The 12,438-nt window shown below is 61.3% G+C and carries 9 protein-coding genes; 5 read left to right on the top strand and 4 right to left on the bottom strand.

The window, feature by feature from the left end; translation table 11 throughout:
- Positions 1-57: 57 nt before the first annotated feature.
- The 4 genes from D2E23_RS00710 (at position 58) to D2E23_RS00695 (ending at position 5,362) form a co-directional block, all read left to right on the top strand.
- Positions 58-1,314 (top strand): glycoside hydrolase family 1 protein, encoded by a 1,257-nt coding sequence (locus tag D2E23_RS00710; RefSeq protein ID WP_126029102.1) that lies wholly within the window; start codon positions 58-60, stop codon positions 1,312-1,314.
- Between the two features lie 641 nt (positions 1,315-1,955).
- Positions 1,956-3,110, top strand: coding sequence for an IS1249 family transposase (locus tag D2E23_RS00705; RefSeq protein ID WP_126029101.1), 1,155 nt, complete (start codon positions 1,956-1,958; stop codon positions 3,108-3,110).
- Positions 3,111-3,876: 766 nt separating this feature from the next.
- Positions 3,877-4,797, top strand: coding sequence for a hypothetical protein (locus D2E23_RS00700; protein WP_126029100.1), 921 nt, complete (start codon positions 3,877-3,879; stop codon positions 4,795-4,797).
- Positions 4,798-5,017: 220 nt separating this feature from the next.
- Positions 5,018-5,362 carry a hypothetical protein gene (locus D2E23_RS00695; protein ID WP_126029099.1) on the top strand — a complete coding sequence of 115 codons (345 nt, stop codon included), beginning with the start codon at positions 5,018-5,020 and terminating at the stop codon, positions 5,360-5,362.
- 59 nt (positions 5,363-5,421) lie between these two features.
- Here the strand turns inward: D2E23_RS00695 and D2E23_RS00690 are convergent, their stop codons facing one another.
- Together D2E23_RS00690 and D2E23_RS00685 are read right to left on the bottom strand one after the other, a co-directional pair.
- The gene (locus D2E23_RS00690) at positions 5,422-8,343 is read right to left on the bottom strand and encodes a CAP domain-containing protein (protein ID WP_126029098.1); all 2,922 of its coding nucleotides are present in this window, start codon (positions 8,341-8,343) and stop codon (positions 5,422-5,424) included.
- Between the two features lie 217 nt (positions 8,344-8,560).
- Positions 8,561-9,340, bottom strand: coding sequence for a DNA/RNA non-specific endonuclease (locus D2E23_RS00685; protein WP_164520604.1), 780 nt, complete (start codon positions 9,338-9,340; stop codon positions 8,561-8,563).
- Between the two features lie 821 nt (positions 9,341-10,161).
- Here D2E23_RS00685 and D2E23_RS00680 point away from each other — a divergent pair.
- Complete coding sequence (locus D2E23_RS00680) at positions 10,162-10,818, top strand: moaA protein (protein WP_126029096.1); 657 nt, start codon at positions 10,162-10,164, stop codon at positions 10,816-10,818.
- A 172-nt stretch (positions 10,819-10,990) separates the two neighbouring features.
- On the opposite strand, the gene D2E23_RS00675 is transcribed toward D2E23_RS00680, so the two are convergent.
- On the bottom strand, positions 10,991-11,296 hold the full coding sequence (locus D2E23_RS00675) for a YhbY family RNA-binding protein (RefSeq protein ID WP_126029095.1): 306 nt from the start codon (positions 11,294-11,296) through the stop codon (positions 10,991-10,993).
- 158 nt (positions 11,297-11,454) lie between these two features.
- A complete protein-coding gene (locus D2E23_RS00670) occupies positions 11,455-12,240 on the bottom strand; it encodes a methyltransferase domain-containing protein (RefSeq protein ID WP_093959455.1) in 786 nt (261 codons plus the stop codon).
- Positions 12,241-12,438 lie beyond the last annotated feature (198 nt).

The following is a 12,438-nucleotide window of genomic DNA, read 5'->3' as shown; positions in this document are numbered from 1 at the left end:
CGGCAGCCGCCCCCAGACCATCAGACACGATTACAACAACCAGAAGGAGCATCAATCATGACCACCAGCAGCACGGCACAGTTCCCCGACCACTTCCTGTGGGGCGTGTCCTCCGCCGGACACCAGATCGACGGCGGCGACGAGCACGCCGACACCACCTTCCTCGAACACGTCACCCCCAGCGTCTTCAAGGAGCCCGCCGGCCTCGCCGACAACAGCTGGAACATGTGGCAGACCGACCTCGACCTCATCAAGGACCACGGGCTCAACGCCTACCGGTTCTCCATCGAATGGTCCCGCATCGAACCCGAACAGGGCAAGATCGACGAGACCGCCCTCGACCACTACGACCGTCAGATCGACGCCTGCCTCGAACGCGGCATCACCCCCGCCATCACACTCAGCCACTTCACCGCGCCCGACTGGTTCGCACGCCAGGGCAGCTGGCTCAACCCCCAGGCCGCGGACTGGTTCGCCGACGAATGCACCCGCGTCATGCAGCGCATCGGCGACCGTGTCGCCCTCGCCGTGACCTTCAACGAGCCCAACCTGCCCCACATCCTCGCCATGGGAGGCCTGCCCCCGGAGGCCATCGAACTGCAGCGCGCCTGCCTCGACGCCGCATCCGCCAAGACCGGTGTCGAACGCTACCGCGCCGGCAACGTCGCCATCCCCGAGGAATTCGACGAACTCGAGAACGGATTCAAGAAGGCCCACCGCGCCGCCGTCGCCGCCATTCGCGCGATCGCCCCCACGGTCCCGGTCGGCCTGTCCCTGTCCGTGATGGACGACACCTACGTGACCGAACACGGCCGCGAACTGTGCCAGCAGAAACGCGACGCCTGCTACGGCACCTGGGTCGACGCCGTCCAGGGCGACGACTTCATCGGCGTGCAGAACTACGAACAGCTCGTCTTCGGCGACGACGGCATCATCCCGCCCGCCCCTGGCGAACCCGTCAACGGCATGGGCACCGCATTCCGCCCCGAATCCCTCGCCCACTCCGTCATCTACATCCACGAACTGACAGGACTGCCGATCGTGGTCACCGAACACGGCGCCTCCACCGACGACGACACTTTGCGCTGCAGATTCATCGAGGACTCCCTCGCCCAGTTCGCCCACATCGTCCGCGACGGCGTACCGGTCAAGGGCTACTTCCACTGGACCCTCATGGATAACTTCGAATGGATCTCCGCCTACGACTCCCGGCTCGGCCTATGCTCCGTAGACCGCGAAAACGGAACCTTCGCGCGCACGCCCAAGCCCAGCTTCGCCGTCTACCAGCACATCGTCGAAACCACCGTGCTCTAGCCTAACCGAAGCCCATAGTCCCCGCGAAACCCCACCCATCAACCGTTGGGATATCGGTGATATCCCAACGGTTGCCATGCCTTACGTCGTTAGGGGTTTCGACGATGGAATGACGCGGCCACCGCACGATGCGAACGATCGTTTCCATGACTGGAAGTTTCGATAATGTCTAACCTGCGCTCAGGCGACGCGTATCGTCGTCTGAGCCGTAAGGTCACTCATCGTCGCAAAACGGGCAGCAATTCTCCCGACGATGACACTTCCGTGCGATCCACTCTGATCAAATCATTCGAGAACGGGCGGGCGAGACGTTCATCCTGCCGGACCCCACCGATTCCCAGCTTCTATTGATGCCTGGGGGTGAGTCGCGAAGAAGCGAGTGACTGAACCGCAGAAACAACGGAAGCCCCCTGCATCTATTAACAGCTTTCTCGGAACGTGTTCGGCGCTCGCCGGCCCATGCATCTCGATATCCCGATGAGCAACAAAAAAACCGGCACCCCTTGTGGGGCTATAGGAACCAAACGTGGTGTTTATGACCGGGGTTTGGCCTTGTAGCAGTAGGCGTGTCGGGGTGGTTTTAATGCGTTGTCGTGTTAAAGACCGCCGGTCCGGTCGTCCGGTGCCTGTTCGATGGGTGCATGAGGACGAAGTCGAAGAGGGCCCGGCTGTGCCCGGTATGCGGAAAACCGATGAGGAAGAACGGAAGAACGAAGGCCGGCTCCCAACGCTGCAAATGCACGGACTGCTCACTGGGGGTCACCGCGCCCAGGCCGGACAGGAAACATGACGCCGATCTGCGGGCCTTCCTCGACTGGCTGCTTTCCGGCAGGACGCAGGGTGACATGGGCCCGGGGCCGCGCGCGCTGCGCAAACGCATTCAATGGTGCTGGAACGTCCGGCCCGTCATCCCGCCGCCGATCGTCAGGCATCACACGGTGATGGCGGACGGCACGTACATGAACCACGGCTGGTGCCTGATCGTCGCGGTCGACGGCGAGAGCGGCGAGGTGCTGGGCCTGCGGTGGTGCGCGCACGAGTCGAAGGCCGCGTACATGGCGCTGTTCTCGCGCATCCCCGCGCCCGACGTGCTGATCACCGACGGGCTGCACGGCGCCGAGACCGCATGCAACGCCGCATGGCCGGATACGCGGATCCAGCGCTGCCTGGTGCACGTGCAGCGCAACACGAGGGCCGATCTCACGTCGAAGCCCAGGCTCGATGCGGGCAAGGAGCTCAAGAAACTCTCCGACCGGCTCACCAAGGTGCACGACGCCGAACAGGCGGCCCGATGGGGCGAGGCGCTCAACGCATGGCATCTCAGGTGGGGTGATTTCATCAACGAACGCACCTTCGCGAGGGACGATCCGACGAACCCGAAGGCCACGCGCCGGGAGTGGTGGTGGACCCACCAGGAGGTCAGACGCTGCTACCGGCGGTTGGAGCGACTGTTCCGCGAGGGCAAGCTGTTCGCGTTCCTCGAACCTGCGCTCACGGCCGGCGGTCCGGTGGTGCGCACCACGAACCGGCTGGAGGGCGGCGTCAACTCGCCGCTCAAGCACGTGCTCCTCGACCACCACGGTCTGCCCGAGGAACACATGAGACGCGCCTGCGAATGGGTGCGCTACATGAAAAGCGGATCCCCGGACCCCGCATCACTGATCAGACCCGAACACCGGAGTCCGGCACGACCGTCACCGGCCGAAGAGGACGGCGACACCGGCGCACCGGAATACGGCACCGGCATCAGCTGGGACGAGTTCCACACCCACGTCGGGCGGCGATTCGACTGCTGACCATCGCGGCTTCCACGTATCTCTGAGCCGGCGCCACGCGCGCTGGACGCATAGACGCCGGCATGACGCAAATTGTCGAAACGCTGTTGCAGCTCGTCCAGATCTCATCCAACCTTGCCGAGGCATTCGGTAACGGCATCACCGGCGGACACTGGCTGCCACTCGTCGCCGCTATTACGGAACCGCCGCTGTTTGCCCTCCGGCTCTCTGAGATAGGCAAGCAGCCCGCCCGCCACAGTACCCGTCACAGGAACAAACGCCATGCAAGGACAGGACACGGCCGTCACTCAGAACAGAGATAAGACAAACCTAAAACACCACAAAAGTTCCTATAGCCCCATAATGGCAAAAGGTGTATTTGCAAAGGGGAACGATCGATGCTTGGCAAGGCAATAAAAGACTCTGTGGTTAGGGATTCTGATGTGGCTTCGAAGATCTCATGGAGACAGAGTAGTGACGTAGTTCAGAGCTGCCGTCTGATTCATTTGCCAGAAATTGACCCGTTGGATCTTTGTTGCCCTATCCTTGATACAAATGTTGTGATTGAAATGGACAAATACTTTTTTGAGACGGTCCAAGATGAGTCGTTTGCCCCTGTGATTCGGTACTTACGCGAGCAATGCAAGCAAGGATACAACATCCGTTCTGCAGGACTACCAAGACTGCCTTTTTTGAGCTATTTGGCCTTGCGGAAAGGTATTGTCCAAGAATCGGTGAGTTCCATTACGAGGGATGGTATAACTCTCAGACGGCTGTAGAAAAGCTAATGACCATGAACGATGCAGATTTCGAACGTGCCGGTAGGACTAGGCATGGGCGGAAGCGGGGTATTGAGCCCAAGGATCGGAAGCGCATTCGCCGTGAATGTAGGGCTGTTAAGGCGCAGGTGTTTGCATTTTATGGCATCCTGCTGCATTTCCTCCATTCTCTCATTGAGATTGAGAAGGGTGAGCCTCGTACGATGCAAGATAAGAAGCGAATGCTTAATGATGAATGGGGATGGATGCGCAATAAGTACGGATCGGTGCTTGCATACCCTCTATCTTTGATAATCCTGTTCTTGTCCGCTAGGGACATGTCTGGTGGCGATAAGTCGGAAAAGTACCGATCGAGGGCGCGTAGTTTCCTTCACTTTGATCAATTGCGCAGTCAAACCGACTCGATCAAAGAGGAGATCGAGAAGGGTGGACTTTCTTCAGCGCAGGTAGCGGAGAAGCGTCGGGAGCTTGCCAACCGGATTGCCAAGACCGCGTGGAATGCTTCCTGGGATCTTCTTTACGTGCAGAGATTACTGGGGATGCAAAGTGGATCGATGTTTACCGTTAGTGGAGGTGAACGACGTCCTATTGATACGGTATTGGTATCCAATGATTTTGATCCTAACTGGCTGAGGCTTGTTACGCTCACTGTAGCGGATCAAAATTTTGATAATGACTGGATCGGCATTCAGGATCTGCAAAGGGTCGTCAACCCCAACGGAAGAGAGGACCTGAATCAAGAGGTCGACGACATTCGACAGTATATCGAATCGTTAAAAATGGCATACGGCAGTGATCAGACGGATTTAAAAGAGCGTGAGCTGGGAGTTTATCAGTGCATTATTGATCTTGAACAATCGATGAAAGCTGATAGTACGACCTATTTGTCGGAAATTGTCGATGGTATAAAAAACGGTGATGCTCGGTAAGGTTTTCAGCGATCATGAGAGGCTGGAAAGGTATGGGTTCTGCCGCTCTCGGATAAATGGACTTTAAGGATTCTTACTGGGGCTAGTCGAAAACGTAACGGTTGTGGCTGGTCATGAGGATTACCAATGTGGAGCTGCGTCATGATCGCTGCGCGTGGATGTCTCCTCCTATGGAGGATGACGAAGCCGATATCGAACATCGTGAGAGATCGGTTTTCATATGCTGGATAACGTCCTGTCTGAACTCTTTGAACCGGCGATCCTTGGTTTAGCGAAGTGTGTCTCGAAAACGGAGGTTTACGGACACTGTTCGACCGAACCGGTTTTCGTCTCCGAAACGCCGGGAAAAAGTGCCTCAAAACGGATACGCGAGGGTCAGTGCTGCCGGCCGGCCACCTACCTGCAGAAGGACGCGCGCTGGAACCGGCCGGGTGTGATCGGCTGTAACCAGCGCGATCGTGGCAACAAGCGTCGTCTACCGGAAGATTCGGAGTATCGTCACGCCGAACCGACATACGCGCAGCCGCGCCGGCCATGGGGGAGGATGGTCGTCGAATATGAATGAAGGTTCCGTCCTGCGAAATGACAGAGCGGAACCTTCGGGTGGGTAATGGTCAGGCGGGATTACTCGTGATCAAAGCGGACACGGGTGAGCACGCATCCAGTGCCCACGAGCATCATGATCGCGGTGAGACCAAGCATCGCCTCGGACGTGACACCGGTGGCAGCGAGCGGGCCATACTCCTTGATGACGGTTGTGGGAGCATCCACAGTCTTCTCGCTCTTGCCGGTGGTGGTCGTGGAGCCCACGGTGGTGGCGCCGGTCAGGGTGTTGACCTTCGACTGGGCGTCGGTCTGCGCGTTCTGCGCGTTGTCGGCGTCGGTCTGGGCCTGGTTCCTGTCCTGCTCGGCCTGCTCGGCCTTGTGCTGGGCGTCGGTCTGGGCCTTCTTGGCGGCGTCGAGTTCCGCGTCGGACGCGGTCTTGTCCGCCAGAGCCTTGGCGTAGGCGGTTTTCGCGGATTCGAGCTCCTTGTCCACCTGCTGCTTGGCCTCGTTCGCCTTGTCGAGCCTGGCCTGGGCGTTCTCCGCGTCCGTCTTGGCTTTCTCCGCGGCGGTCTTGGCCTGGGCGAGCAGGGTCTTCGCGTCCGCGGCGTTCTTCAGGTCCGTGTTCGCCTGGCCGATCTGCTGGTCGGCCGTGCTGATCGTGGCCCGGGCCTGGTCGATGCGCTGCTGGGCGGCGTCCACGCGCGCCTGCGCCTGGGCGACCTTCTCATCGGACACGCTCTTCGCGCTCCTGGCCTCGTCGAGCGCCTTGAGTGCGGTCGTCTTGTCAGCGGTGGCCTGGTCGAGACGGGTCTGGGCGTCCGCCTTCGCGTTCTTGGCCTGGCTGATGCGCTGGTCGGCGGTGGCGGCCGCTTCCTTGGCGGTTTGGGCCTTCTCCTTGGCCTGGCTGATGCGGGTCTGCGCGTCCGTGACCTTCCGGGTGGCCTCGTCGAGACGTTTCTGGGCGGTCTGGGCGGCGGCCTGGGCCTGATCCGACTCCTTCTGGGCGGTTTCGGATGCGGCCTTGGCCTTGTCGTATGCCTGGGTCTTGGCCTGCTGGTCGGCCTTGGCCTGCTTCAGGGCCTGCGCCTTGTCGGCGTTGGCCTGGACGGCTTCGTCGTACGCCTTCTGCGCGGCCGCGAGCTTCTCGCGCGCCTCCTTGGCGGCCTGGGTCTTCTCCGTGAGCGTCGCCTTCGCGCTCTCCGCCTCGGCCTCGGCCTTGGCGGCCTCGTCCTTGGCCTGTTCGGCGGCCTGCGCGGCCTTGTCGGCGGTGGCCTTGGCGGCCTGCCAGTCGCCGTTCGCGTTCTCCAACGCGGCCTTCCACGCGGTCAGGTCCGCGATGTAGTCGTCGACCGTCATTACACGGTTGCCGTTCTTGTTGGATGCGCTGGTGGAGAACACCTGGCTGGCGGTGGTTCCGTAGGTCGTGCCGTTCTGAGAGACGCCGAATCCGGTGACCGTGTTGCCGTCGATGATATTGAGGTAGTGGCCCACCTGCTTGTACAGGGATGGGTACTGGTACTGCAAGGCGTAGGGGCTAAGGTTCTTGATGGCGGGATTCTCTTTCACCGCCTGCTCGTAGATGGCCTTTTCCTTGTCGTACCACAGTTTGAACGGGCTGTTCTCCTCGCTGAATCCCCATGCCAGGTTTTCGGCCACACCGAACTGCATCGAGTGATGAGTGTTTTCGTTGGCGTAGTCGGTGTTGGCTTGGGCCATGGCCATCAGTTCGTCGGACACCTTGAGTTCGGGCAGCCCCTCGCTCTTGCGGATCTCGTTGCATTCCTTGATGTACTCGAGGGCGCGCAGCATGTTGTCGATCGACGTGGCGTCGGCCTTGTCGCCGTTGTGCACGTACTGCAGGTACATGGTCTCGTCGCCGTCCGTGAGGATCTTGTACGCGCGCTGGGCGCCCTTGTCGAGATAGTAGGAGGTCGCGCCCTGCTGCAGCTTCGCATCCGCCGAATCGGCGACCGTCTTCTTCGCATCCGCGTCGGCCTGCGCCGCGTCCGCAGCCTGCTGCTTGGCCGCCGCGTCCGCAGCCTTGTCCGTCTTCGCCTTGTCCGCAGCCTTCTGAGCCGCGTCCGCATCAGCCTGCGCCTGATCGGCCTCGGTGGCGGCCTGCTTGGCGGCCTGGAGCTGGGCGGCGAGATCGGCGAGTCCGCCGTCCTCCTTCTCCAGGTCCGCGACCTTCCGGTCGGCCGCATCCTTGTCCGCCTTGGCGGTGTTCTCGTTGTCGAGCGCGTTCTTCAACGCGGCGAGCTTGTCGGCCGCGGTCTTGTCCGCCTCGGTCTTCTCCGAAGCGGCCTTGTCGGCCTCCGCTTGGGCGCCGGTCTTGTCCTGCTCGGCCTGCGTCTGTTCTTTCTGTGCCTCGGCGACCGTCTGATCCACCGTCGCCTTATCCGATTCGGCCTGCTTCTGCTCGGCCTCGGCCTTCGCCTTGTCCGCCGACGCCTGATCGGCCTGCGACTGGGCCTGATCGGCCTGCGACTGCGCCTGATCGATGGCCTGCTGATGCTGATCCGACTCCGCCTGAGCCGCCTGACGATCCTGCTCGGCCGAAGCCTTCTCCGACTCGGCCTGAGTCTTCTCGCCCTCGGCCTGAGCCTTCTGACCATTCGCCTGGTCGATACGCTGCTGCGCGTCGGCCGCGCTCGCGGCCGCACTGTCCGCAGCCTTCTGCGCCGCCTCCGCCGACTGCTGGGCCTGCTGGGCCTGCTGCTGGGCGGCCGTGTTCTCCTGCTTCGCCTGCGACTGCGCGGCCGAAGCCTGATCGGCCTTCGACTGGGCCTGATCCAACCCGGACTGTGCCTTGTTCAGATTCTCGGCCGCCTGATCGGCCTTCGCCTGCGCGTCGGCCACGCTGGTCGTCTTCGTGGACTGCGCCGCGACCTGAGCGTCCGTCTGCTCGGAGGAGACCTCATCGGCCATCGCCATCGTCGGCGCTCCCAGGGATGCGACCGCAACCGTCGCCGCCACCGATATCTTCAGCGTCTTATTCATGTCCGCTTCCTTTCACTGCTCTTCATGCGCGTACTGCATGCCGATCAGACGTCCGACATTGCACGCACAATCAGCAACATACCCCCCCCTAATGACGGATACGGGGGAGTGGGCCGCATGATCTCACCATATGAAAGGGCAAACAAAAACGCCGACCCCGGTAGGGGGTCGACGGGACATTTATATGACGGCGTCAGCAATCGCGGCAGATTGCTCGCTACTTCACTCCACCGTTCTGATAGTCGATGTTATAGCCGTTGGCGGTGTTGAACACGATCACATGCTGGTCGATCGAACCGTCGGACGTGCGGATGTCCACGCTCACGGTGCGCGGCAGCAGCTCGGAACCCTCATAGTTCGGCGTAGCCATGTACTCCACGGTGCCGTTCGGATTGTCGTCCAGCCAGTCACGCGCCTCGGTCTCCGTGTACGCCATGCCGCCGGCCGGCTGGTTCTTGCCCACGTTCTGGGTTCGCGTGCCGGTCACCATGTTCTTCTCCGCATCCTCGCCGCCGAGGCTCTTCGCCAGCAGATGGCTGCGGTTGAACAGATAACCGCGATACGACTTGCCGCCGCCCAGATCGATCGTCACCTTCGGATTGGGGCGGGGGTATCCGGCGATCGTCTCGGGCATGTCGCGCTCGCGGGCGGAGCCGCTGTCGCGCAGCTGCTTGTCGATCACGCCGACGACCATGCCGGCGCGACCGTACGAGTCGAGGCCCGTGTAGCGGATCTCGCCCTTGGCGGGCATGGTTCCCGCGTTGGTGAAGTCGGCCTTGCCGGAGACCACGTAGTAGTCGGGGTACTGCTGCTGCGACCAGACGATGGCGTTGGGGGAGTCCGCGGACTGGTTGTCGGACAGCGTCGGCGTGCTGCCGGACGACAGCGACTGGGTGAGTTCGTCGAGCCCCCGGCTGACGGAATCCGAGTCAGCGGCGCAGCCCGCCAGACCGAACAGGAATGCGATGGACAGAATCGACGCGACCGCGCGCGTCATGATGGATCGTACATGATTGGAGATGTGCATTCGAGTAAGTCTAGGTGGATGGATGTTTCCGGGCTTTCGAACATCACGGTTCCTTCACGTATGGGTGTGCAGTCGTTCGTCGGGCATGGCGAAGCGACCGTGGTGGAAAATGTGAGAAATACGGTGATGTATGTGCGAATCACACAGCGTTAGCGCTCAATATTGAGCGGTTTCTACATCTGGCGAGATGATTGCCGAACCATTGGGAATATTGTGTTTTCCAGTTGCTTATTTGAGATGGTGTGCTATACTGAAAGCGAAGGTTGGAAATGATCAACCAAGGAAAATCGAACATGATGACGTGTTCGATTCGAGTCCAAGGATGGTTGGTTTTCCGATCTTCCGGAACCCGCGAGGATGCGGCGAACGAGGATAATGGAACAGATAACAGAACAGGGAAGCCGTCCGATGGCAGATGGAATGTGAAGATGATGGCCGAGACGCGGACGGCAAGGCGCGGCGAACGAGGAAAACGAGAAGTAGATGAATGAATATGTAAGGCCGCGCGGATGATGATCGGGCAAGGACGCCCAGAGGTAGTTGAATCGATAACTGAATATGGATAATCCAACGGACGAGACCGCTCGTCCAATAACTGAAGGAAAGGCGATATGGAAACAAATCAGCCATGAGACCCCGGGGTTTGAAACACTAGCTCCGGGGTCTCGTTTATGTTCCCACGCCACGCCCCTCCATGGATGACCCCATGCCGCAATACGGATGCACCCCTTGGAATCATTGCCGTTTCGCCGGCTCTTCATTGTCCCGTAGGAGTGGGGATAATGGGCGGCATGAGAGCAAACACTCGTGCGCGCGGCAGTCGTGCGCCCATCATCGTGATCTCTGTCATCGGCATCGTCCTGGCGGCGATCGTGACACTCGGACTGATGTTCTGGCATTCGGCGGCGACGGTGGGGGAGTCCGTGCGTCAGGCGGGCGGCTATGCGCGCCAGGCGCAGTCCAGCTTCAAGGACGGTGATCTGAAGACGGCGCTCAGGCAACTGGACCGTGCCGGTGCCAGCGTGGAGGACGCGCACCGTGAGGCCGAGACGCCGATCTGGCGTATCGCGTCCGTCGTACCGTACTACGGGTCGGATGTCACGGCCGTGCGCGGCCTGCTGTCGGCCGGCGCCGATGCGTCCGCCAACGCGCTGCCGAAGATCGAATCGGCCGCCGACGGTACGCTCGTCGACACGGATCTTGGCAGCCTGTTCCAGGGAACGTCGTGGAGCGATGGCACGCTGTCCATCCCGAGGATCCGCGAGACCAAGACGGACATCCAGGATGCGGCTGACGTCATGGCGCGGGTGAAGGCCACCATCGACGATCTGCCGGAAACGCACGTGCAACAGGTCACCGACGCGGTGGATCAGGCAAAGGATTCCGCCGCACAGGCGTCAGACGCGTTGGATTCGCTCGACACGATGCTTTCGCGCATTCCCGGCTGACGTTCGCGCAGCCCGACGAAGATGAGCGAGGATCGCATCCCCGTTCCTCGTTGCGGGCGCGAATACGATGAAGGGTCCGGCATGACGCGTATGTCATGCCGGACCCTTTTCCATGCCGATCATGCGATCGGATCGGTCGGCCGGTCGCCGGTGTCGCGGCCGATCAGATCCGCTACTCGCGTACGAGGCGAATGTTCTTCACGCCGTCCTTGTTGCTGCGACGGTACAGCACGAAACGGTGACCGATCACCTGAACCAGGTCGGCGTGCAGGCGTTCGGCGAACAGTTCGCCGGCCTCCTTGGCGGTATATCCACAGCCCTCCAGCAGCGTGCACTTGATCAGCTCGTGCGATTCCAGGCACTCGTCGGCCTGGGCGATGGACGCGTCGGTGATGCCGTTCTTGCCGACGATGAGCTCCGGGTTCAGCTGCTGGCCCATGGCGCGCAGCTGCTTGATCTGCTTCTTGGTCAATGCCATATGAACGTGGTCTCCTTCATGTGCGGGCGTCGCCGCATGCAACGCGGTCCCGCATCCTTACTGTTCTGCCGTCCTGTGACGTGAAACTCTGCAATAGCATAACGAGCATAACGTATGCCATGTATGCGGCCATCCGTCTGCAGGCTTCCCTCGGATCGCTACCAGCGTTTGGTGGCGATGAAGAAGAACCGGCGGAAGTGCAGGATCACCTCGCCGTTGGGGCGCGGCTTGTACACGGAGTTCACGCGCCACGCCACCTCGCGTTCGAACTGCTTCGACAGTTCGCCGCTCGGATCGCGTTCGTCGAGCGCGTGCAGATACACCTGCATGCGTACGCCCTTGACCCATTCCACGAGCGCGTCGGCCGACGGCATGCGATGGTAGTACGTGGTCTCCCACTGGACGAAGTCCGCGCTGACGGCGGCGAGGATATCGAAGTATTCGTCGGGCTGCAGCGTGCCGTTGCGGCCGTCGAGCATGTCGCCGAGATTCCAGCGCGGGTCGCACGCCACCTCGTTGATGATGTTGAACAGGCGCATGCGGCCCACCATCGGCATCTGCACGGCGAGCACGCCTCCCGGGTTGAGCGACTCCATGAGCTGGGGGATGAGCAGCCGGTGGCCGGGGATCCACTGCAGGCAGGCGTTCGAGAACATGAGATCGTAGCGGCCATGCAGATGGTGTACGTCGCCGAGGATGAAGTCGATGCCGGGATGGTTCTCCTTGGCGCTGGCGATCATGTTCGGCGAGTTGTCGATGCCGAACAGGCGCGAGCCGGGGAACTCCTCGCGCAGCACCGTGGTGCTGTTGCCCGGTCCGCAGCCGAGGTCGGCGATGATGTTGGGTCCCGGGATGATCTGTTTGACGCGGCGCGCCAGATCGACGGATGGTTGCGTGCGTTCGGCTTCGAACTTGAGATACTGCGCTGAATTCCAGTCGGACATGATGGGCTAGACACTCCTTCGGCCCCAATGCCGTTCGTTCGGCATGCTTTCCCCAACTCTACCCCCTGCCATCGTCCGAAGACGGGCCGTAGGGCCGGGCCGTGTCCCGTGCCGCCCACTGCTCGGAACGGAGGCGTGTGGTGCCGGCGTTCCGCATTACACTGTCAGACGTCATACCGAATCCCGGCCGTCACCCGG

This window comes from Bifidobacterium callimiconis (assembly GCF_003952005.1).
GTDB lineage: Bacteria > Actinomycetota > Actinomycetes > Actinomycetales > Bifidobacteriaceae > Galliscardovia > Galliscardovia callimiconis.
This window is presented reverse-complemented; position numbering and strand designations above follow the sequence as displayed.